The 22020-nt window shown below is 70.6% G+C and carries 19 protein-coding genes and 1 pseudogene; 16 read left to right on the top strand and 4 right to left on the bottom strand.

Going from position 1 to position 22020, the window contains the following annotated elements:
• The first annotated feature begins 179 nt into the window (after positions 1-179).
• On the top strand, positions 180-2600 hold the full coding sequence (locus AB8A24_RS32375) for a bifunctional (p)ppGpp synthetase/guanosine-3',5'-bis(diphosphate) 3'-pyrophosphohydrolase (RefSeq protein WP_266389340.1): 2421 nt from the start codon (positions 180-182) through the stop codon (positions 2598-2600).
• Positions 2601-2667: 67 nt separating this feature from the next.
• On the opposite strand, the gene AB8A24_RS32370 is transcribed toward AB8A24_RS32375, so the two are convergent.
• Positions 2668-3897: a DUF349 domain-containing protein gene (locus AB8A24_RS32370; RefSeq protein WP_328964052.1), complete on the bottom strand. Its 1230-nt coding sequence runs from the start codon at positions 3895-3897 to the stop codon at positions 2668-2670.
• 191 nt (positions 3898-4088) lie between these two features.
• Positions 4089-4878: pseudogene (locus tag AB8A24_RS32365) on the bottom strand (peptidylprolyl isomerase).
• 153 nt (positions 4879-5031) lie between these two features.
• Between AB8A24_RS32365 and AB8A24_RS32360 the strand changes: the two are divergent.
• The 6 genes from AB8A24_RS32360 (at position 5032) to AB8A24_RS32335 (ending at position 10865) form a co-directional block, all read left to right on the top strand.
• A complete protein-coding gene (locus tag AB8A24_RS32360; RefSeq protein ID WP_328964054.1) occupies positions 5032-5742 on the top strand; it encodes an MBL fold metallo-hydrolase in 711 nt (236 codons plus the stop codon).
• A gap of 10 nt (positions 5743-5752) precedes the next feature.
• Entirely contained in the window at positions 5753-7012 is a 1260-nt protein-coding gene (gene hisS, locus AB8A24_RS32355; RefSeq protein WP_328964055.1) for a histidine--tRNA ligase, read from the top strand.
• 133 nt (positions 7013-7145) lie between these two features.
• Positions 7146-7763 (top strand): vitamin K epoxide reductase family protein, encoded by a 618-nt coding sequence (locus AB8A24_RS32350; protein ID WP_266389326.1) that lies wholly within the window; start codon positions 7146-7148, stop codon positions 7761-7763.
• Between the two features lie 41 nt (positions 7764-7804).
• Positions 7805-9157: a replication-associated recombination protein A gene (locus tag AB8A24_RS32345; RefSeq protein WP_328964056.1), complete on the top strand. Its 1353-nt coding sequence runs from the start codon at positions 7805-7807 to the stop codon at positions 9155-9157.
• 29 nt (positions 9158-9186) lie between these two features.
• A complete protein-coding gene (locus AB8A24_RS32340; protein WP_328964057.1) occupies positions 9187-10092 on the top strand; it encodes a DUF2199 domain-containing protein in 906 nt (301 codons plus the stop codon).
• 50 nt (positions 10093-10142) lie between these two features.
• Positions 10143-10865: an HNH endonuclease family protein gene (locus tag AB8A24_RS32335; RefSeq protein ID WP_369478292.1), complete on the top strand. Its 723-nt coding sequence runs from the start codon at positions 10143-10145 to the stop codon at positions 10863-10865.
• Positions 10866-10887: 22 nt separating this feature from the next.
• Here AB8A24_RS32335 and AB8A24_RS32330 read toward each other — a convergent pair whose 3' ends face one another.
• Entirely contained in the window at positions 10888-11796 is a 909-nt protein-coding gene (locus AB8A24_RS32330) for a DUF2470 domain-containing protein (RefSeq protein WP_328964059.1), read from the bottom strand.
• Between the two features lie 55 nt (positions 11797-11851).
• Between AB8A24_RS32330 and rpsD the strand changes: the two genes are divergently transcribed.
• Entirely contained in the window at positions 11852-12463 is a 612-nt protein-coding gene (rpsD, locus tag AB8A24_RS32325; RefSeq protein ID WP_008740451.1) for a 30S ribosomal protein S4, read from the top strand.
• 89 nt (positions 12464-12552) lie between these two features.
• On the opposite strand, the gene AB8A24_RS32320 is transcribed toward rpsD, so the two are convergent.
• Positions 12553-14727: an AAA family ATPase gene (locus tag AB8A24_RS32320; RefSeq protein ID WP_369478291.1), complete on the bottom strand. Its 2175-nt coding sequence runs from the start codon at positions 14725-14727 to the stop codon at positions 12553-12555.
• A gap of 147 nt (positions 14728-14874) precedes the next feature.
• Here AB8A24_RS32320 and AB8A24_RS32315 point away from each other — a divergent pair, with 147 nt between their 5' ends.
• The 8 genes from AB8A24_RS32315 to AB8A24_RS32280 form a co-directional block, all read left to right on the top strand.
• Positions 14875-15318 carry a DUF948 domain-containing protein gene (locus tag AB8A24_RS32315; protein ID WP_078851419.1) on the top strand — a complete coding sequence of 148 codons (444 nt, stop codon included), beginning with the start codon at positions 14875-14877 and terminating at the stop codon, positions 15316-15318.
• An 8-nt stretch (positions 15319-15326) separates the two neighbouring features.
• Complete coding sequence (locus tag AB8A24_RS32310; protein ID WP_328964061.1) at positions 15327-15671, top strand: DUF6167 family protein; 345 nt, start codon at positions 15327-15329, stop codon at positions 15669-15671.
• Positions 15671-18340, top strand: coding sequence for an alanine--tRNA ligase (alaS, locus tag AB8A24_RS32305; protein ID WP_328964062.1), 2670 nt, complete (start codon positions 15671-15673; stop codon positions 18338-18340). The genes AB8A24_RS32310 and alaS overlap by 1 nt, the downstream gene beginning before the upstream one ends.
• Positions 18341-18342: 2 nt before the next feature.
• Positions 18343-18813 (top strand): Holliday junction resolvase RuvX, encoded by a 471-nt coding sequence (gene ruvX / locus AB8A24_RS32300; protein ID WP_030009552.1) that lies wholly within the window; start codon positions 18343-18345, stop codon positions 18811-18813.
• Between the two features lie 128 nt (positions 18814-18941).
• A complete protein-coding gene (gene mltG / locus AB8A24_RS32295) occupies positions 18942-20756 on the top strand; it encodes an endolytic transglycosylase MltG (RefSeq protein ID WP_369478290.1) in 1815 nt (604 codons plus the stop codon).
• Between the two features lie 6 nt (positions 20757-20762).
• Positions 20763-21587 (top strand): shikimate dehydrogenase, encoded by an 825-nt coding sequence (locus AB8A24_RS32290; RefSeq protein ID WP_369478289.1) that lies wholly within the window; start codon positions 20763-20765, stop codon positions 21585-21587.
• Between the two features lie 31 nt (positions 21588-21618).
• Entirely contained in the window at positions 21619-21810 is a 192-nt protein-coding gene (locus tag AB8A24_RS32285; protein WP_328964065.1) for a hypothetical protein, read from the top strand.
• Positions 21811-21942: 132 nt separating this feature from the next.
• Positions 21943-22020 (top strand): chorismate synthase (locus tag AB8A24_RS32280; protein WP_301478463.1); only part of this gene is annotated, 78 nt, incomplete at its 3' end.

Genomic DNA, 22020 nt, shown 5'->3' with positions numbered 1-22020 from the left:
GGCGGGGCTGAATTTTCCAGCCCCGCCGGCGTTTGAGGCACAGGGTCCGGGGCGGAGCCCCAGGAGCGGACCCGCACCGGAACGGTCGTGGAGGAGGCTCGGGGAACGGGGGCACGGAACCCTCGCTACCATGGGTTGTCCGGACCGGACACGGGCACCGGATCCGCTGAGGAGCGCTCTTGCCAGACGAGGTCCAGCCAATCTCCGCCGCGCAGCCCGACCCGCAGGCCGAGCAGACCACGGCGGCCCCCGCCACGCCCCCGCCGGCGCCGCCGGTCAAGCCCGCGCCGGCGAAGTCCGCCGGGTCCTCGAACCGGGTACGCGCCCGTCTCGCCCGGCTCGGCGTGCAGCGCTCGAACCCGTACAACCCGGTTCTGGAGCCGTTGCTCCGTATAGTCCGCAGCAACGACCCGAAGATCGAGACGTCGACGCTGCGCCAGCTGGAGCAGGCCTACCAGGTGGCCGAGCGCTGGCACCGCGGCCAGAAGCGCAAGAGCGGCGACCCGTACATCACCCACCCGCTCGCGGTGACCACCATCCTCGCCGAGCTCGGCATGGACCCGGCCACCCTCATGGCCGGTCTGCTGCACGACACCGTCGAGGACACCGAGTACGGTCTCGAAGACCTGCGCCGCGACTTCGGCGACGCCGTGGCCCTGCTCGTCGACGGCGTCACCAAGCTGGACCGGGTGAAGTTCGGCGAGGCCGCGCAGGCGGAGACCGTCCGCAAGATGGTCGTGGCCATGGCCAAGGACCCGCGCGTCCTGGTCATCAAGCTCGCCGACCGGCTGCACAACATGCGCACCATGCGCTACCTCAAGCGGGAGAAGCAGGAGAAGAAGGCCCGCGAGACCCTCGAGATCTATGCCCCGCTGGCGCACCGGCTGGGCATGAACACGATCAAGTGGGAGCTCGAAGACCTTTCCTTCGCGATCCTCTACCCGAAGATGTACGACGAGATCGTGCGCCTGGTCGCCGAGCGCGCGCCCAAGCGCGACGAGTACCTCGCCGTCGTCACCGACGAGGTGCAGGTCGACCTCAGAGCCGCCCGCATCAAGGCCACCGTGACGGGCCGCCCGAAGCACTACTACAGCGTCTACCAGAAGATGATCGTCCGCGGCCGTGACTTCGCGGAGATCTACGACCTGGTGGGCATTCGCGTCCTCGTCGACACCGTCCGGGACTGCTACGCGGCCCTGGGCACCGTGCACGCGCGATGGAACCCGGTCCCCGGCCGGTTCAAGGACTACATCGCGATGCCCAAGTTCAACATGTACCAGTCGCTCCACACGACGGTCATCGGACCCAGCGGCAAGCCCGTCGAACTGCAGATCCGCACCTTCGACATGCACCGCCGCGCCGAGTACGGCATCGCCGCGCACTGGAAGTACAAGCAGCAGACCGTCGCCGGCACCTCCAAGGTCCGCACCGACGTCCCGCAGGCCGCCAAGGGCAGCGCCGGCCAGGACACGGTCAACGACATGGCCTGGCTGCGCCAGCTGCTGGACTGGCAGAAGGAGACCGAGGACCCGGGCGAGTTCCTCGACTCGCTGCGCTTCGACCTCTCCCGCAACGAGGTCTTCGTCTTCACCCCCAAGGGCGACGTCATCGCGCTGCCCGCCGGAGCCACCCCCGTGGACTTCGCGTACGCCGTCCACACCGAGGTCGGCCACCGGACGATAGGGGCCAGGGTCAACGGCCGGCTCGTCCCGCTGGAGTCCACGCTCGACAACGGCGACCTGGTCGAGGTCTTCACCTCCAAGGCCGAGGGCGCGGGCCCGTCCCGCGACTGGCTCGGCTTCGTCAAGTCCCCGCGGGCCCGCAACAAGATCCGCGCCTGGTTCTCCAAGGAGCGCCGCGACGAGGCCATCGAGCACGGCAAGGACGCCATCGCGCGGGCCATGCGCAAGCAGAACCTGCCCATCCAGCGCATCCTGACCGGCGACTCGCTCGTCACCCTCGCGCACGAGATGCGCTACCCCGACATCTCCTCCCTCTACGCGGCGATCGGCGAGGGCCACGTGGCCGCGCAGGGCGTCGTGCAGAAGCTGGTGGCGGCCCTCGGCGGCGAGGAAGCGGCCAACGAGGACATCGAGGAATCGATCCCGCCGGCGCGCGGCCGCAAGCGGCGCAGCAACGCCGACCCGGGCGTAGTCGTCAAGGGCGTCGACGACGTGTGGGTCAAGCTGGCCCGCTGCTGCACCCCGGTGCCCGGCGACCCGATCGTCGGCTTCGTCACGCGCGGCAGTGGCGTATCGGTTCACCGCGCGGACTGCGTCAACGTGGACTCCCTCTCCCAGGAGCCCGAGCGGATGCTGGAGGTCGAGTGGGCGCCCACCCAGTCCTCCGTCTTCCTGGTCGCCATCCAGGTCGAGGCGCTGGACCGGTCCCGGCTGCTTTCGGACGTCACCCGGGTCCTGTCGGACCAGCACGTCAACATCCTCTCGGCGGCCGTCCAGACCTCCCGTGACCGGGTGGCCACCTCCCGGTTCACCTTCGAGATGGGCGACCCCAAGCACCTGGGTCACGTCCTGAAGGCCGTCCGGGGCGTCGAGGGCGTCTACGACGTCTACCGCGTCACCTCGGCCCGCAGGCCGTAGCGGACAGCGCGAGGGCCCCGGTACGGATCTCCGTACCGGGGCCCTCGTCGTGCACGGGCGGCCCGAATCAGCCGCCGAACTCCTCCAGGCCCTTCAGCGCCTGGTCCAGCAGGGCCTGGCGGCCCTCCAGCTCGCGCGAGAGCTTGTCGGCCTTGGCGTTGTTGCCCGCCGCACGCGCCGCGTCGATCTGCTCACGCAGCTTGTCGACCGCCGCCTGGAGCTGACCCGTCAGACCGGCCGCACGGGCCCGCGCCTCAGGGTTCGTACGACGCCACTCGCCCTCCTCGGCCTCCTGGATCGCCCGCTCGACCGAGTGCATCCGACCCTCGACCTTCGGCCGGGCGTCCCGCGGCACGTGGCCGATGGCCTCCCAGCGCTCGTTCAGGGAGCGGAACGCGGCACGGGCCGCCTTCAGGTCCGTGATCGGGACGAGCTTCTCGGCCTCGTCGGCCAGCTCCTCCTTGAGCTTCAGGTTCTCGATCTGCTCGGCGTCACGCTCGGCGAAGACCTCGCTGCGGGCCGCGAAGAACACGTCCTGCGCACCGCGGAAACGGTTCCACAGATCGTCCTCGGACTCGCGCTGCGCCCGGCCCGCCGCCTTCCAGTCCGCCATCAGCTCGCGGTAGCGGGCGGCCGTCGGACCCCAGTCGGTCGACTTCGACAGCGACTCGGCCTCCGCGACCAGCCTCTCCTTGACCTTGCGGGCGTCCTCGCGCTGCGCGTCCAGCGAGGCGAAGTGCGCCTTGCGGCGCTTGGAGAAGGCGGAACGGGCGTGGGAGAACCGGTGCCACAGCTCGTCGTCCGACTTGCGGTCGAGGCGCGGCAGCCCCTTCCAGATGTCCACCAGGGCGCGCAGCCGCTCACCGGCACTGCGCCACTGGTCGCTCTGCGCCAGCTGCTCGGCCTCGACGACCAGCGCGTCCTTGGCCGCGCGGGCCTCGTCCGTCTGCTTGGCCTTCGCTACCTTGCGCTCCTCGCGCCGCGACTCCACGGTCGTGACCAGCTTGTCCAGCCGCACCCGCAGGGCGTCCAGGTCACCCACGGCATGGTGCTCGTCGACCTGCGTGCGCAGGTGGTCGATCGCCGTCTGGGCGTCCTTGGCGGACAGATCAGTGGTCCGCACCCGCTTTTCGAGGAGGCCGATCTCGACCACCAGGCCCTCGTACTTGCGCTCGAAATAGGCCAGGGCCTCCTCAGGGGTGCCGGCCTGCCACGATCCGACGACCTGCTCGCCATCGGAAGTACGCACGTACACGGTGCCCGTCTCGTCGACTCGGCCCCACGGGTCGCTGCTCACAGCGCCTCCTCCACCTGATGCCTTGCGAGGGGTTCACCCCCTGGGCATCGTCCACAGTTTCCTGGGGCGGGCAGCGCCCGCCCTGCACAACGCCAACATAGGCGACCGCCGGGCCGGCTGTCCGCATCCCGCACGACGGAATATCGGCGTACGGGCGGCGGACCGGCCGGGCCCGGGGTCGGCGCATCACGTCAGTTCTGGGTGACGGTGCCCTTCTCGATCTTCACCTCGGTCTTGGGCGCGCCGTCCTGGCCGCCGTCGACCGTACCCGCCTTCGCGATCTCCTCCAGGGCCTTCATACCGGCCGCGTCGATCTTGCCGAACGGCGTGTACGACGGCGCCAGCGGGCTGTCCTTGTAGACCAGGAAGAACTGGCTGCCGCCCGAGCCCGGCTGGCCCGTGTTGGCCATCGCCACCGTGCCGGCCGGGTAGACGACCTGGCCCTGCTCGTTGGCCTTGCCCAGCGAGTCCAGGTTCTCGTCCGGGATGTTGTAGCCCGGGCCGCCGCGGCCGGTGCCCTCGGGGTCGCCGCACTGGAGCACGAAGATCCCGCCGGACGTCAGTCGGTGGCACTTGGTGTTGTCGAAGTAGCCCTTGTCGGCGAGCGACTTGAAGGAGTTCACGGTCTGCGGGGTCTTCGCCGCGTCCATCGTGAAGTTGATGTCACCCGCGCTCGTCTTCAGCGCGAAGGTGTACTTCGCCTTCTGGTCGATCGCCATCTCCGGCGAGGGGGACTGCTTGGGCGCCGGCTCGCTCGCCGAGGCCGACGGGCTCGCGGACGGGTCCGCGGCCGAGTCCTTCTTGTCCTTGTCGAAGACCCCGCCGACGATCAGGCCCACCAGCGTCGCGACCACCACGGCCACCGCCGCGCCGATCACGGCCGCCCGTTGGCGCGACTTCCGCCGGGCCTCGGCCCGGCTTCTGCTGGCGCTCGTACTTCTCCTTGGCGAGCTGTCGCCGTCGCTGATCGCTCGTGACCACCGGGTCGTCTCCTTGTACGTGTCTGCTACTGCTGTCCGGGCTGGGATAGGCCGTACCGTATATGGGTTCGCTGTGTAATGAGCGGCGCCGGTAGGCTCTGAGCAGCAGCATTCCTGTCTGCAGCCTCCCGCCGGACGACGATTGAGGACGAACGTGCTGATTGCCGGGTTCCCCGCAGGCGCTTGGGGCACCAATTGCTACGTGGTCGCCCCCGCCGCCGGTGAGGAGTGCGTCATCATCGACCCGGGCCATCAGGCCGCCCAGGGTGTCGAGGAGACGCTGAAGAAGCATCGGCTCAAGCCCGTCGCGGTCGTTCTGACCCACGGCCACATCGATCATGTGGCCTCGGTGGTCCCGGTGTGCGGAGCACACGACGTACCGGCCTGGATCCATCCCGAGGACCGCTACATGATGAGCGACCCGGAGAAGGCCCTCGGCCGCTCCATCGGGATGCCGCTCATGGGCGAGCTGACCGTGGGGGAGCCGGACGACGTCCGCGAGCTGTCCGACGGCGCCACCCTGAAATTGGCCGGAATGGAATTCTCCGTGGCGCACGCGCCGGGGCATACCAAGGGGTCGGTGACCTTCCGGATGCCCGAGCTGGCCGACATCCCGCCGGTCTTCTTCTCGGGCGATCTGCTCTTCGCCGGCTCCATCGGACGCACCGACCTGCCCGGCGGCTCCCACGCCGAGATCCTCGAGTCGCTGGGCCGTGTGTGCCTGCCGCTCGACGACTCGACCGTGGTGCTGTCCGGCCACGGTCCCCAGACCACCATCGGCCGCGAGCGCGCGACCAACCCCTACCTGCGGGAAGTCGCCGCCGGGCTCGGAGACGGCACCGCCGCTCCACGACGAGGAATGTGACGAGAGTTTCGTGAGCACTTTCAAGGCCCCCAAGGGCACGTACGACCTGATCCCGCCGTACTCGGCGAAGTACCTGGCGGTCCGTGACGCCATCTCCGCCCCGCTGCGCAAGGCCGGGTACGGCTACATCGAGACGCCGGGCTTTGAAGACGTGAACCTCTTCGCCCGCGGTGTCGGCGAGTCCACCGACATCGTCACCAAGGAGATGTTCACCCTCACCACCAAGGGCGGCACCAACCTCGCCCTGCGCCCGGAAGGCACCGCCTCCGTGCTGCGCGCGGCCCTGGAGGCCAGCCTGCACAAGCAGGGCAACCTCCCGGCCAAGCTCTGGTACTCCGGCTCGTACTACCGCTACGAGCGCCCGCAGAAGGGCCGCTACCGCCACTTCTCGCAGGTCGGTGCCGAGGCCATCGGCTCCGAGGACCCGGCGCTCGACGCCGAGCTGATCATCCTGGCCGACGAGGCCTACCGCACCCTCGGCCTGTCGAACTTCCGCATCCTGCTGAACTCGCTCGGCGACAAGGAGTGCCGCCCCGTCTACCGCGAGGCGCTGCAGACCTTCCTGCGCGGCCTCGACCTCGACGAGGAGACCGTCCGCCGGGCCGAGATCAACCCGCTGCGCGTCCTCGACGACAAGCGGCCCGAGGTGCAGAAGCAGCTGGTGGGCGCACCGGTGCTGCGGGACTACCTGTGCGACGCGTGCAAGGCGTACCACGAGGAGGTGCGGGGGCTGATCACGGCCGCCGGCGTCGTCTTCGAGGACGACGAGAAGCTGGTGCGCGGGCTGGACTACTACACCCGGACCACCTTCGAGTTCGTCCACGACGGTCTGGGCGCGCAGTCCGCGGTGGGCGGCGGCGGCCGCTACGACGGCCTGTCCGAGATGATCGGCGGACCGGCACTGCCGTCGGTGGGCTGGGCGCTCGGCGTGGACCGCACCGTCCTGGCCCTGGAGGCCGAGGGCATCGAGCTGGACATCCCGGCGACGACGACGGTCTTCGCGGTGGCGCTGGGCGAGGCCAAGCCGGCCGTGTTCGGGCTGGTGACACAGCTGCGCAAGGCCGGCGTCGCGGCGGACATGTCGTACGGCGGCAAGGGCCTCAAGGGCGCCATGAAGGACGCCAACCGCAGCGGTGCGCGCTTCGCGATCGTGGCCGGCGAGCGGGACCTCGCCGAGGGCGTCGTCCAGCTGAAGGACATGGAGTCCGGCGAGCAGTCGCCCGTTCCCGTCACCGAGCTGGTCGACACGGTCCGCGCCCGCCTCGCCTGACGGCAACCGGCCGCGGCGGCACGGGAGTACACACGACGGGGGCCGGGGATCTTTCCCCGGCCCCCGTCCGTTCACAGGCTCGTACGGCACAATGGCCCGTGCTTGATCACCTGGCAGATGTGGAGCGGGCGGTATGACGACACGAAGCGCGGACGCGGACACCGCCCGGGGCAGGACCGTCGGGGGGAGCCGGGCCCTGGCCCTGCTGCTCGTGATCACCGGAGCCGCGGGTCTGCTCGCCGCCTGGGTGATCACGATCGACAAGTTCAAGCTGCTGGAGGACCCGACCTTCAAGCCGGCCTGCAGCCTGAACCCGATCGTCTCCTGCGGCAACATCATGACGAGCGACCAGGCGTCGGCCTTCGGCTTCCCGAACCCGATGCTCGGCCTCGTCGCCTACGGGATCGTGATCTGCGTCGGCATGAGCATGCTCGCCGGGGCCTCGTTCCGCCCCTGGTACTGGCTCACCTTCAACGCCGGCACCCTCTTCGGCGTCGTCTTCTGCACCTGGCTCATGTACCAGTCGCTGTACAACATCAACTCGCTCTGCCTGTGGTGCTGCCTGGCCTGGGTCGCCACCATCTTCATGTTCTGGTACGTCACCGCGCACAACGTCGGCGAAGGCCTGCTGCCGGCCCCGGGCTGGCTCAAGTCCTTCCTCGACGAGTTCACCTGGGTCCTGCCCGTCCTGCACGTCGGAGTCATCGGGATGCTCATCCTGACCCGCTGGTGGGACTTCTGGACCTCCTGAGCGCGGGCGGCCCTGTCGGTGGGCTCGCATAGGCTTCCTGTGTGGAACCAGACCTGTTCACCGCCGCTGCCGAAGACCGCCAGGAGAAGGACCCCGCGAGTTCCCCGCTCGCCGTCCGGATGCGCCCGCGCACCCTGGACGAGGTCGTCGGCCAGCAGCACCTGCTGAAGCCCGGCTCACCGCTGCGGCGACTGGTCGGGGAAGGCGCCGGCGGCCCGGCCGGTGCCTCCTCGGTGATCCTCTGGGGTCCGCCCGGCATCGGGAAGACCACCCTGGCCTACGTCGTCAGCCAGGCCACGCAGAAGCGTTTCGTGGAGCTGTCCGCCATCACCGCGGGCGTCAAAGAGGTACGGGCCGTCATCGAGGGCGCCAAGCGCGCGGCCGGCGGCTACGGCAAGGAGACCGTCCTCTTCCTCGACGAGATCCACCGCTTCAGCAAGGCCCAGCAGGACTCGCTGCTCCCCGCCGTCGAGAACCGCTGGGTGACGCTGATCGCGGCCACCACCGAGAACCCGTACTTCTCGATCATCTCCCCGCTGCTGTCGCGCTCGCTGCTGCTGACGCTGGAACCGCTGACGGACGAGGACCTGAGCGCCCTGATGCGGCGCGCGCTCACCGAGGAACGGGGCCTGGGCGGGGCCGTCTCACTCCCGGAGGACGCCCAGGCGCACCTCCTGCGGATCGCCGGCGGCGACGCCCGGCGGGCGCTGACCGCGCTGGAGGCGGGCGCCGGGTCGGCCATCGCCAAGGGCGAGGACGAGATCACCCTCCAGACCCTGGAGGAGGCGGTCGACCGGGCGGCCGTCCGGTACGACAAGGACGGCGACCAGCACTACGACGTGGCCAGCGCGCTGATCAAGTCGATCCGGGGCTCGGACGTGGACGCCGCCCTGCACTACCTGGCCCGGATGATCGAGGCCGGCGAGGACCCCCGGTTCATCGCCCGCCGCCTGATGATCTCCGCGAGCGAGGACATCGGCCTGGCGGACCCGACGGCCCTGCCGATCGCGGTGGCCGCGGCCCAGGCGGTGGCGATGATCGGCTTCCCGGAGGCGGCGCTGACCCTCTCGCACGCCACGATCGCGCTGGCGCTGGCCCCGAAGTCGAACACCGCCACGACCGCGATCGGCGCGGCGCTGGCCGACGTACGGGCGGGCCTCGCCGGCTCCGTCCCGCCGCACCTGCGGGACGGCCACTACAAGGGCGCGGCCAAGCTGGGACACGCCCAGGGGTACGTGTACCCGCACGACGTGCCGGGCGCGATCGCCGCGCAGCAGTACGCGCCGGACGAGATCCAGGGCAAGCGGTACTACGAGCCGACCCGGTACGGCGCGGAGGCCCGCTACGCGGACGTGGTGGAGAAGGTCCGCGAACGCCTGCGCGGGGCGACCTAGACGGCCTGGGGCCGGCCTACGCTGCCCGGGTGACCACGCACCTCCCCACCTGCGCGTGCTGCGGCGACGCGCTCGCCGACGAGAACCGCATCGACTTCGGCTTCAACCTGCCCGACGCCGCCCTCGGCCTGCCCGAGGAACGTGTCCACCGGCTCGGCGTGCGCGCCCTGCTCCGGGTGGACGGGGTCGGCTGCTTCATCCGCTGTCTGCTGGCCGTCCGGCTGACGCACGGCACGGAGCTGGTCCTCGGCGCCTGGGTGCAGGTGGACGAGGACACCCTGCGGCGTGCCCACGAGCTGTGGGAGCGGCCCGGCTACGCGGAACTCTCCGTCCGGGGCACCTTCGCCAACCGGATCCAGCCCTGGGGCGACGACCTCCTCGGCGCCGAGGTCACCGCGAAGGTCGCCGACCCCGAGGAACTGCCCTGCGTCGTCGACATCCACCGCCCGGCAGCCACCCGCGTCCTGACGCGGACCTGGGACCGCGATCACGTCCTCAGCCGCTTCCCGTTCCCGCTGCCCGTGGACGTGCGCACCGACCTCGGAGACCACTGGTCGGTCCTGCGGACCTCCGGGCTCACCGCGTCCTTCGCGGACGGCACGGACCATTTCACCGCCCCGGACCGCAGCGCCGCCGTCGATCTGCTGACCGACGACGTCACGGGCCGCGCCCCCGCGGACTTCCTCACCGCCCTGATGTCAGGCGCCCCCGACACCCGACCGGCCCAGCGGGTGCGCGAGCCGCTGGGGGAGGGCGTGCGGTACGCGTTCTGGCTGACTCCGCAGGATCACGGCCGGCCGCGCCACGAGTTCTACGGCATGGCCGTCACCGACGGGACCGCCGCCGGAATCTTCTGCACCTACGAGGACGCCGCCGACCTGGAGTGGGCCCAGCGGATCTGGCGCTCGCTCGACCGCGCGGTCGACACCCCGTAGCCCCGGCGTGGCCCCGCCGGGGTCGTGGTGGCGGAGCTTAGGCTCCGGGCATGGCTCCGTCCCGGCCGTTCGCCGTCGCCGTCGCCCTCGCGCTCGCCGGGCCCGCGGCGGCCGGATGCCACCACGACGACACCGCGTCCGCCCGAGCCAGTGCGGTGGCCCCGGTCGCGCGGGTGCCGCCGGCCGGCGCCGGATTCCCGCCGGACGCGGCGGCCGCCAGGGCGCAGCTGGCCCGGCTGAAGGTCGAGTGGGGCCGCAACTGGGCGACGTACAAGCGCGAGAACTTCGGCAAGTACTGGTCCGACGAGACCGACGCCGTCGGCGGGCGCAACGGCTGCGACACCCGCGACGACGTGCTGCGCCGGGACCTCGACGACCTCCGCGTAGGGGACCGGAACCCGTGCGTCGTGCTCTCCGGCACTCTCCACGACCCGTACACCGGCAAGGTGCTGCCCTACACCTACCGGCGCGCCACGCAGATCCAGACCGACCACGTGGTCGCGCTCGGAGCCGCCTGGCGGGGCGGCGCGTACGCGTGGACCCCGCAGCGCAGGCTGGAGTACGCCAACGACCTCGACGTACTGCTCGCCGTGGACAAGCGGACCAACTACGACAAGGGCAGCCGGACGGCCGACAAGTGGCGGCCGCCGCGGCGTGCGTACCGGTGCGAGTACGCGCGCCGCTACACCGGCATCAAGGCCGAGTACGGCCTGTCCGTGACGGCGCCGGAGAAGCTCGCCCTCCAGGACATGCTGGCGATCTGCCCTCCGTGAGGCCGTATGACGGCCTCACCTCCTAGTACGAGGCCGCCGAGAACAGGGAGTGCATCGCCCGGCGCAGGCCGCAGATGTCCGCGACCGGCTCCGGGAAGTCGAAGCGGGCGTCGAAGGAGCCGGCCGGGCCGCCGGTGAAGCGGACGCGCAGGCCGAGGCGGTCCAGGGAGAGGGGGACGGCGCTCATCCCGCGGGCCTCGCGGGCGCCGAGCAGGCCACCCAGGTCGCCGAGCCGGTCGCCGTGGGCGGAGTGCAGGTGCTGCAGGAGCTCCGCCTCGTGCGCGACCATCGGGTCCGGCTCCGCCGCGGCCAGGTCCTCCGGGTCCACGTGCTCGGCGCCCCACAGATCGTCCACCGAGATCTCGCCGACCTCCAGGCGCAGCATCATCCACGCCGGGCGCCCGGCGTGCGGGGGATCGAGGGACTCCCGCATGCCCAGCAGCTCGCCCACGGGTTGTCGCTCCGCGAGCAGCGCGGCGCAGGCGGCGCGGTCGTCCCCGCGCACCGGCGTCAGCCACCCGGCGAGCCAGGCGCGGCCTCGGATACGATGTGGAACGGACACCGGCGCCACATCCGTGATCTCGATCACGGCGGTGAGGTCGTCGTCCTGGGCGTGAGCGGCTGCCCTGGCAGCCGCGGATTCCCCTGACACCAGGAGAATCACGTCCCCGTCCGGGGTGACGGTCCGTGCGACCGGCAGCCCTGTCCCGAACTCCTCGGCCTCGTGACTGTCACGAGCACCGATCAGCGTGAGGGATACTGAGGCGTTGGACTCTACGAGGGTTCGTACGCGTTCGGCTCCGGTGAGCTGCCGAACGCCTTCCCTGGGACGCGGCTGACCTTGCTTATCGTCGGCGCAAGCGGATTCTGTTTCGTCTGAATCCGGACTGCGCTGCGCACTGGGCAGGGGGATCCCATGTGGTCGAGACATTACGTCCTCCTCGCTAAGGTAAGCCTCACCTAACTTACATGGAGGTAGGTTCCCCGTGAACCAGAAGCGACCCAAGGTCAAGAAGTCGCGTGCCCTCGGCATTGCGCTGACCCCGAAGGCCGTCAAGTACTTCGAGGCCCGCCCCTACCCGCCGGGCGAGCACGGCCGTGGCCGCAAGCAGAACTCGGACTACAAGGTTCGTCTGCTCGAGAAGCAGCGTCTGCGCGCTCAGTACGACATCTCTGAGCGTCAGATGGCCCGCGCGTACGACCGCGCCAAGAAGGCCGAAGGCAAGACGGGCGAGGCGCTTGTCGTCGAGCTCGAGCGTCGCCTCGACGCCCTGGTCCTGCGTTCGGGCATCGCCCGCACCATCTACCAGGCTCGCCAGATGGTCGTTCACGGCCACATCGAGGTCAACGGTGACAAGGTCGACAAGCCGTCGTTCCGTGTCCGCCCGGACGACGTCATCACCGTGCGCGAGCGCAGCCGCGAGAAGGTTCCGTTCCAGGTTGCCCGTGAGGGTGGCTACGCAGGCGAGGGCGAGACCCCGCGCTACCTGCAGGTCAACCTGAAGGCCCTGGCCTTCCGCCTGGACCGCGACCCGAACCGCAAGGAAATCCCGGTCATCTGCGACGAGCAGCTCGTCGTCGAGTACTACGCCCGCTGACGCAGGCCTGGTCTCACCGACTGGTCAGCCCGCCGTCCCCTCCATGGGGCGGCGGGTTTTCCGTTTCCCAGGAGGGGACGGTCGCGGTGCTACGGCTGGTCCGCCGCCGCGCGGCTCGACGGCACCCTGGAGCCGCGCAGCCGCCCGGCCTGCCGCGGCACCCCGCCGGCGCCGCCCCGCTCCTCGGGGCTGCTCAGCGCCCGCCCGACCAGCGCCTCACGGCTCAGCTCCCGCCCCTCGGCCTCGTACGCCGCGTAGCGCTCGGCGCCCAGCAGCTCGCCCGCCTGCTCCCGACACATCAGCCGCGGGGCGTTGAAGTACCCCGAGCCGAACAGCTGCAGCCCCACTCCGTCCCACATCGGCTCCGCCGCCCCCTGGAGCACCGCCGCCTCGGCGGCGTCCCCCTCCGCGACCGTGACCAGCGCGAGCAGCTCCAGCGCGAGCACCAGACCGACCAGGTCGTGGAAGACGTGGTTGATCGCCACGCACTCGGTCAGCAGCCGCCGCGCCTCCGGCGTGCGCCCCGCGTCCAGGGCCGCGTACGCGAGGACGTACAGGGCGTACGCCTTCGTCCAGCGCTCCCCGCGCTCCTCGCAGATCTCCCGGACCTCCCCGCACAGCGCGAGCGCGCCCGGCAGGTCACCGAGGAAGGCCAGCGCCATCCCCAGCTCCACCTGGCACATCAGCACGTTGCTGTTCAGCTCGCCGGCCGCCCGGTACTGCTCCAGCGCCGTGCCCAGCAGCTCCCGGGCCCGCGCCATGTCGTCCGAGACCAAGGCCAGGCAGCCCATCCGGTGCACCGCGTAGGCGGCGGCCACCGGGTTCCCGCGCTGCGCCGCGCCGTCCCGGCACTCGTACAGGGCGCTCATCGAGGCGGTCGCGTCCCCCTGCAGGGCCGCGACGTAGCCCAGCACCCACAGGGCCTTCAGCCGCGAGCTCTCGTACTCGACCGCCCGGTCCACCGGCTCCAGGGTCCGCTCCAGCCAGTGCCGCCCCTCGGTCAGCCGCCCGCAGCCCGCCCAGTAGAACCACAGCGTCCCCGCCAGGTACTGCCCCAGATGGGCCTCGTCCGGCTCGTCCAGGCAGCATTCCAGGGCGAGCCGCACGTTCGGCAGCTCCACCTCCACCAGCGCGGCCACCTCCTGCTGGCGTGGGCTGAACCAGTCCGACTCGCACCACGTCGCCAGGCCCAGGTACCAGTCCCGATGGCGCCGCCGCAGCCGCACGGCGTCGCCCGACGACTCCAACCAGCCCGCTCCGTACGCCCGTACGGTCTCCAGCATGCGGAACCGCACCCCGGCGGGCGTCTCCTCGCGGATCAGCAGGGACTGGGTCAGGAGCTCCCCGACCAGGTCCAGCACGTCCTCCACCGGCAGATCCGGACCCGCGCACACGTATTCGACGGCGTCGAGGTCGAACTGCCCGGCGAACACCGACAACCGGGCCCACAGCAGCCGCTCCGCCGGTGCGCACAGCTCATGGCTCCAGCCGATGGCCGTCCGCAGTGCCCGGTGCCGGGCGAGCCCGCCGCGCACCCCGCCGGTCAGCAGCGCGAAGCGGTCCTCCAGACGAGCCAGTACCTGCTCGGGGGACAGCGTCCGCAGCCGGCCCGCCGCCAGCTCCAGCGCCAGCGGGATCCCGTCCAGGCGGGCGCACAGCTCGACCAGCGCGGCCCGGTTCTCCGCGGTCACCGCGAACGCCGGGTCGCCTGCGGTCGCCCGCGCCACCAGCAGGGCCAGCGCCTCCTCGGGGGGCGGCGGGGCCAGCGGGAAGGTCGACTCCCCGTCGAGGGCCAGGGGGCGCCGGCCCGCCGCGAGGACCTGCAGGCCGGGGCAGCGGCGCAGCAGCTCCCGTACCAGGTCGGCGCACTCGTCGACCAGTTGCTCGAAGCCGTCCAGGACCAGCAGCAGCCGCTTCCCGGCCAGGTGCTCGGCCAGGACGGTGCGGGGCGGCCTGGTGGTGTGGTCGGTCAGCTGGAGCGCCTCGGCGAGGGCCAGCTCCAGCAGCGCGGGATCCCGAACGGTGGCCAGCTCGGCCAGCCGGACCCCGTCGCAGTAGCGTTCCTGCGATCCCTCCGCGGCAGCCCGGGCCGCCGCCAGCACGAGCCGGGACTTGCCCACCCCGCCCACACCGGTCACCGTCACGAGCCGCGAGGACTCCAGGAGCCGCCCCAGCTGGGCGAGTTCGCCACCCCGCCCGATGAACCGGCCGAGCTCCGAGGGAAGATTGCCCCCGGCGGTACTTCGAAGGGGTCTCTGTCGCATGGGACACGGAGGGTACTGGTCCGGATGCGCTGCGTTCAAGGCGGGCCCGGCCCTCCCGGATTTCCGGTACGGCCGAGGATCTCCGGCGCGATAGGGTCGGAGGGCGAATAGTCCTGCGGTTCAGGTACAGACAGAGAGCGGTGTGACGTGTCCGGTGTAGAGGTGGCCGGGATCATCGTGGCCGTCTTCTGGGCCATCCTGATCTCCTTCCTGGCCGTGGCCCTGGTGAGGCTGGCCCAGGTGCTCAGGGCGACCACCAAGCTGGTGGCCGACGTGACCGACCAGGCCGTCCCCCTGCTCGCCGACGCCTCCACCACCGTCCGCTCCGCGCGCACCCAGCTCGACCGGGTCGACGCCATCGCGAGCGACGTGCAGGAGGTCACCTCCAACGCCTCCGCGCTGTCCTCGACCGTGGCCACCGCCTTCGGCGGGCCGCTGGTGAAGGTCGCGGCCTTCGGCTACGGCGTCCGCAAGGCGCTGGGCAAGGGGGACGCCGCGCCGTCGGGCGGCACACCGCCGAAGGCATCCCGCCGAACCGTGATCGTTGGACGTACGGTGCCGGCCGCCCGGCGCCGCAAGCAGAAGGGCTGAGACCGCCGATGTTCCGCCGAGCCTTCTGGTTCACCGCAGGCGCAGCCGCCGGCGTGTGGGCCACCACCAAGGTCAACCGCCGGCTGAAGAAGCTGACGCCGGAGAGTCTCGCCGCCCAGGCGGCCGACAAGGCCGTGGAGGCGGGACACCGCCTCAAGGATTTCGCCCTCGACGTCAAAGCGGGAATGACGCAGCGCGAGGACGAGCTGAACGACGCACTCGGGCTCCACCAGGATCCCGACCGGCCCGACAACGTCACGGCCCTCCCCGGCCCGCGGCGGCTGCGGGCCATCGAGAACACCAAGACCACCTATCGACCCAAGTTTTCGTACGACCGGAATGAGGACCACTGATGGAGTCGGCCGAGATTCGCCGCCGCTGGCTGAGCTTCTTCGAGGAGCGCGGTCACGCCGTTGTCCCTTCGGCGTCGCTCATCGCGGACGACCCGACTCTGCTGCTGGTCAACGCGGGCATGGTCCCGTTCAAGCCGTACTTCCTCGGCGAGACCAAGCCCCCGGCCCCGCGGGCCACCAGCGTGCAGAAGTGCGTCCGTACCCCGGACATCGAAGAGGTCGGCAAGACCACCCGGCACGGCACGTTCTTCCAGATGTGCGGCAACTTCTCCTTCGGGGACTACTTCAAGGAAGGCGCCATCAAGTACGCCTGGGAGCTGCTCACCAGCTCCGTGGCGGACGGCGGCTACGGCCTGGAGCCGGAGAAGCTCTGGATCACCGTCTACCTCGACGACGACGAGGCCGAGACGATCTGGCGCGAGAAGATCGGCGTCCCCGCCGAGCGCATCCAGCGCCTGGGAAAGAAGGACAACTTCTGGTCCATGGGCGTCCCCGGCCCCTGTGGCCCGTGCTCGGAGATCAACTACGACCGCGGTCCGGAGTTCGGCGTCGAGGGCGGCCCGGCCGTCAACGACGAGCGCTACGTGGAGATCTGGAACCTGGTCTTCATGCAGTACGAGCGCGGCGCCGGCGACGGGAAGGAAGACTTCCCGATCCTCGGCGACCTGCCGTCGAAGAACATCGACACCGGTCTCGGCCTCGAACGCCTCGCGATGATCCTGCAGGGCGTACAGAACATGTACGAGACCGACACCCTGCGCGTGGTCATGGACAAGGCCACCGAGCTGACCGGCGTGCAGTACGGCGCCGCCCAGAACACCGACGTGTCGATGCGCGTGGTCGCCGACCACATCCGCACCTCCGTCATGCTCATCGGCGACGGCGTCACCCCCGGCAACGAGGGCCGCGGCTATGTGCTGCGCCGCATCATGCGCCGTGCCATCCGCAACATGCGCCTCATGGGCGCCACCGGTCCCGTCGTCCAGGACCTGGTCGACGTCGTGATCAACACGATGGGCCGGCAGTACCCGGAGCTCGTCACCGACCGCAAGCGCATCGAGACCGTCGCGCTCGCCGAAGAGGCCGCCTTCCTCAAGGCCGTCAAGGGTGGCACCAACATCCTCGACACCGCCGTGACCGACACCAAGGCCGCCGGCGGCACGGTCCTCTCCGGCGACAAGGCGTTCCTGCTCCACGACACCTGGGGCTTCCCGATCGACCTCACCCTGGAGATGGCCGCGGAGCAGGGCCTCTCCGTGGACGAGCCCGGCTTCCGCCGCCTGATGCAGGAGCAGCGCGACCGGGCCAAGGCCGACGCCAAGGCCAAGAAGACCGGCCACGCGGACATGTCCGCCTACCGGGAGATCGCGGACGGCGCCGGCGCCACCGAGTTCACCGGCTACGCCACCACCCAGGGCGAGTCCACCATCGTCGGCCTGCTGGTCAACGGCGTCTCCGCGCCCGCCGCCTCCGAGGGCGACGAGGTCGAGGTCGTCCTCGACCGCACCCCCTTCTACGCCGAGGGCGGCGGCCAGCTCGCCGACCAGGGCCGCATCAAGCTCGACTCGGGCGCCATCATCAACGTCCGCGACGTGCAGCAGCCCGTCCCGGGCGTCTCCGTGCACAAGGGCTCCGTCCAGGTCGGAGAGGTGACGGTGGGCGCCTCCGCGTACGCCGCCATCGACATCCACCGCCGGCGGGCCATCGCCCGCGCCCACTCGGCCACGCACCTGACCCACCAGGCGCTGCGCGACGCCCTCGGCCCGACGGCCGCCCAGGCCGGATCCGAGAACAGCCCCGGCCGCTTCCGCTTCGACTTCGGCTCCCCGAACGCCGTCCCCGGCTCGGTCCTCACCGACGTCGAGCAGAAGATCAACGACGTGCTGTCGCGCGAACTCGACGTCACCGCCGAGATCATGAGCATCGACGAGGCGAAGAAGCAGGGCGCCATCGCCGAGTTCGGCGAGAAGTACGGCGAGCGCGTGCGCGTCGTGACCATCGGCGACTTCTCCAAGGAGCTGTGCGGCGGCACCCATGTCGGCAACACCGCCCAGCTGGGTCTGGTGAAGCTGCTCGGCGAGTCCTCCATCGGCTCCGGCGTGCGCCGCGTCGAGGCCCTGGTGGGCGTGGACGCGTACAACTTCCTCGCCAAGGAGCACACGGTCGTCGCCCAGCTCCAGGACCTGGTCAAGGGCCGTCCGGAAGAGCTGCCGGAGAAGATCGCCTCCATGCTCGGCAAGCTGAAGGACGCCGAGAAGGAGATCGAGAAGTTCCGCGCGGAGAAGGTCCTGCAGGCCGCCGCCGGGCTCGCCCAGAACGCCCAGGACATCAAGGGCGTCGCCCTGGTCGTCGGCCAGGTGGCGGACGGCATCGGCGCCGACGACCTGCGCAAGCTGGTCCTCGACGTCCGCGGCCGCATCCCCGGCGACCGCCCGGCCGTCGTGGCCCTGTTCACCGTGGCGAACGACCGCCCGCTGACCGTCATCGCCACCAACGAGGCCGCCCGCGAGCGCGGTCTCAAGGCCGGCGACCTGGTCCGTACGGCCGCCAAGACCCTCGGTGGCGGCGGTGGCGGCAAGCCGGACGTAGCCCAGGGCGGCGGCCAGAACCCGGCCGCGGTCCCGGAGGCCATCAGCGCCGTCGAGCGCCTCGTCGTCGAGACGGTCTGACGATGACTCTGCGCCGCGGCCGCCGGCTCGCCATCGACGTCGGTGACGCCCGTATCGGGGTCGCCTCGTGCGACCCCGACGGGGTGCTGGCCACACCGGTGGAAACCGTTCCGGGCCGGGACATCCCCTTCGCCCACCGGCGGCTGCGGCAGCTCGTCGAGGAGTACGAGCCCCTCGAAGTCGTGGTCGGCCTTCCCCGCTCGCTCAGCGGGCGGGAGGGGCCGGCCGCGGTCAAGGTGCGCGCCTTCGCGAACGAACTCGCCAAGGGCATCAAGCCGGTGACGGTCCGTCTGGTGGACGAGCGGATGACCACGGTCACCGCCGCACAGGGCCTGCGGGCCTCCGGGAAGAACGCCAAGAAGGGCCGGTCGGTCATCGACCAGGCAGCCGCTGTGGTGATCCTTCAGAACGCTCTTGAGACCGAACGGGTATCAGGTAATCCGCCTGGTGAGTGCGTCGAAGTGGTTGTCTGATCGCGATACGGTAACGTTCCGCGCGATGAGACGGCATTCGAACAGCCGTCGCCCACCGTCAAAGAGGCGGAACCGGGTGCCACGGACGACGGAGTCCGTGGCCTCCGTCTCGCGGCTCTAGGGGACCGATGACTGAGTATGGCCGGGGCCGTGGCCCCGAACCCTGGCACCCTGAGGACCCCCTGTACGGGGACCAGGGGTGGACCGGGCACCAGACCCAGCAGGGCCAGGTGCCTCATGCCGGTGCCCCGCAGCAGCAGGAGTACCCACAGGAGCCGCAGTACCAGCAGCAGTACCCCCAGCAGCAGTACCAGCAGTACCCGGAGTACCAGCAGCCGCAGTATCCGCAGCAGCAGTACCCGCAGCAGGGGCAGTACCCGCAGCCGGCGCCGCAGCAGCCGCAGCAGCAGTACATGCAGGGCCAGTACCCGCAGCAGCAGTACGCCGAGCAGCCGCAGGCCTATGCCCAGCAGCAGGCGCAGCAGCAGCCGCAGCAGCCGCAGCAGCCGCAGCAGCCGCAGCAGCCGGTGTACGACAGCCAGGGCTGGGACACCGGCCAGGGCCGGTACACGGCGGCGGCGCAGACCGACCTGTACGCGGGCGTGGACCCCTACACCCAGCAGCCCGTGGCGGGCTACCCCGGTGAGGCCCCCGACCTCTACAGCACGGACGACGCCTACGCGCCGCCGCAGCCCCCGGGTCGGCGGCACCTGGAGCCGGAGCCCGCCGAGGAGCCGGAGGCCGCGGAGGAGCCGGAGGAGAGCCTGCTCACGGCCGGTGGAGGCCGTGACGGCGACGACGGCGACGACGACGGTGACGGCCGTCGGGGTGGCCGCTCCAAGGGCGGCAAGCCCAAGAAGCGCAGCGGCACGGCCTGCCTGGTCGCCGCGGTCGTCATCCTCGGCGTGGTCGGCGGTGGCGGTTACTACGGCTACAACTACATCAAGGCCAGGTTCAGCTCGGCCGAGGACTTCGCGGGCGAGGGCAGCGGCGACATCGTCGACGTCGAGATCCCCAAGGGCTCGGGCCTCATGCAGATGGGTCTGATCCTCAAGAAGGCGGGCGTCGTCGCCAGTGGGCAGGCGTTCGTCGACGCCGCGTCCAAGCTCCCTCCGGGCAAGGCCATCCAGGCCGGCGTCTACCCGCTCCGGAAGAAGATGTCGGCCGCGTCCGCGGTCGAGGTGATGAGCGACCCCTCGAAGCTGAACGTCATCACGGTCAGCGAAGGCATGCGCAACTCCTCGGTGTACGCGGCGATCGACAAGAAGCTGGGCCAGCAGGAGGGCACCACCGCCGAGACCGCCAAGCGCGAGGCCAAGAACCTCGGCCTGCCGGCCTGGGCGAACAACGACCCGAAGCTCATCGACCCGCTCGAAGGCTTCCTGTACCCGGCGCGCTACGACCTCAGCAAGGACAGCACTCCCGACTCGCTGCTCAAGCAGATGGTCAAGAACGCGACCCAGAAGTACGCGGAGCTGGGCATCGAGGGCAAGGCCAAGGAACTGGGCCTGGAGAATCCGCTCCAGGTGGTCACGGTCGCCAGCCTCGTCAACGCCGAGGGCAAGAACCACGACGACTTCCGGAAGATGGCCGAGGTGGTCTACAACCGCCTCAAGAAGACCAACGACGTCACGAACCAGAAGCTCCAGTTCGACTCGACGTACAACTACGTCAAGAACCAGAGCGAGATCAACTTCAACCTGAAGGAAGCCCAGGCCTTCGACAACCCCTACAACACGCACTTCATCAGGGGATTGCCCACCGGTCCGATCAACAACCCGGGCCTGGACGCGCTGACCGCTACGCTCAACCCGGACCATGGTGGCTGGATGTTCTTCGTGTCGGTCGACGGCAACACGACGACCTTCACCAAGACCTACGAAGAGCACACGAAGCTGGCCGACGAGTTCCAGCAACGACAGAAGCAGAAGAATGGCGGATAGCAGGACATGTCACGCATAAGGGCCGCGGTGTTGGGTTCGCCCATCGAGCACTCGCTCTCACCGGTGCTGCACCGCGCCGCTTATCAGGAGCTCGGCCTCGACGACTGGTCGTACGACCGCTTCGAGATCGACGAGGCCGCGCTCCCGGAGTTCGTGGCAGGGCTCGGCCCCGAGTGGGCCGGGCTGTCCCTGACCATGCCGCTCAAGCGGGCGATCATCCCGCTGCTGGACGGCATCAGTGACACGGCCGCCTCCGTCGAGACGGTCAACACGGTCGTGTTCACCGAGGACGGACGACGCCTCGGAGACAACACCGACATCCCCGGCATCGTCGCCGCGCTCCACGAGCGCGGCGTCGAGAAGGTGCCCTCCGCCGCCATTCTCGGCGCCGGGGCCACCGCCTCCTCGGCGCTCGCCGCGCTCGCGCGGATCTGCTCCGGCGAGGTCACGGCGTACGTCCGCTCGGCGGCCCGCGCGGACGAGATGCGGCAGTGGGGCGAGCGGCTCGGCGTGCCCGTCCGCACGGCCGACTGGTCCGAGGCGGCAGCGGCACTGTCCGCGCCGCTGGTGATCGCCACCACCCCGGCCGGTACGACCGACGCCCTGGCGGCGTCCGTACCCGCAGGGCCGGGCACCCTCTTCGACGTCCTCTACGACCCCTGGCCGACCGCGCTGGCCGCCGCCTGGTCGCGGCAGGGTGGCCAGGTCGTCGGCGGACTCGACCTCCTCGTCCACCAGGCCGTGCTCCAGGTCGAGCTGATGACGGGCCGGACCCCGGGTCCGCTCGCCGCCATGCGGGCCGCCGGAGAGCGGGCGCTCACCGCCCGTTAGGCTTTCCACCTGCGTATTCACAGGGGGCGGCATGGACGGGGACAGCACGGATCAGGTACTCGCGTCGAGGTGGGACCTCCCCCTCGTCGTCTTCAGCATGGTCAGGGTGGCGTTCGGCACCCTGCCCCTGTGGGCCAAGGCGCTCATTCTCGGACTCTTCGGTTCCGTCGTCCTCTGGTACGGGATCACCTGGCAGCGCGAGCGCGGCCGGCGGGCCCGTTGACGCCTCAGGCGTCCGATAGCTGGACCGGGGCCCGATAAACCCCGCCGGACATGGGAGGATCGGGTGAGGCGGGTCCGGGCCGCGCACCCGATCGCGCCGTCGCTGTACCAGGCGCGAGCATGAGGAGCATCGTTGAGCAGGTTGCGTTGGCTGACCGCCGGGGAGTCCCACGGGCCGGCACTGGTGGCGACGTTGGAGGGCCTTCCCGCC

The organism is Streptomyces sp. BF23-19, from assembly GCF_041106355.1.
Taxonomy (GTDB): domain Bacteria; phylum Actinomycetota; class Actinomycetes; order Streptomycetales; family Streptomycetaceae; genus Streptomyces; species Streptomyces virginiae_A.
This window is presented reverse-complemented; position numbering and strand designations above follow the sequence as displayed.

Coding starts and splice junctions, on each gene's coding strand:
- AB8A24_RS32350 (WP_266389326.1), top strand. CDS start 7,146: ATGACGACACGAAGCGCGGACGCGGACACCGCCCGGGGCAGGACCGTC.
- AB8A24_RS32335 (WP_369478292.1), top strand. CDS start 10,143: ATGGCTCCGTCCCGGCCGTTCGCCGTCGCCGTCGCCCTCGCGCTCGCC.
- AB8A24_RS32285 (WP_328964065.1), top strand. CDS start 21,619: ATGGACGGGGACAGCACGGATCAGGTACTCGCGTCGAGGTGGGACCTC.
- alaS (WP_328964062.1), top strand. CDS start 15,671: ATGGAGTCGGCCGAGATTCGCCGCCGCTGGCTGAGCTTCTTCGAGGAG.
- AB8A24_RS32320 (WP_369478291.1), bottom strand. CDS start 14,727: ATGCGACAGAGACCCCTTCGAAGTACCGCCGGGGGCAATCTTCCCTCG.
- AB8A24_RS32330 (WP_328964059.1), bottom strand. CDS start 11,796: ATGTCTCGACCACATGGGATCCCCCTGCCCAGTGCGCAGCGCAGTCCG.
- AB8A24_RS32310 (WP_328964061.1), top strand. CDS start 15,327: ATGTTCCGCCGAGCCTTCTGGTTCACCGCAGGCGCAGCCGCCGGCGTG.
- AB8A24_RS32290 (WP_369478289.1), top strand. CDS start 20,763: ATGTCACGCATAAGGGCCGCGGTGTTGGGTTCGCCCATCGAGCACTCG.
- ruvX (WP_030009552.1), top strand. CDS start 18,343: ATGACTCTGCGCCGCGGCCGCCGGCTCGCCATCGACGTCGGTGACGCC.
- mltG (WP_369478290.1), top strand. CDS start 18,942: ATGACTGAGTATGGCCGGGGCCGTGGCCCCGAACCCTGGCACCCTGAG.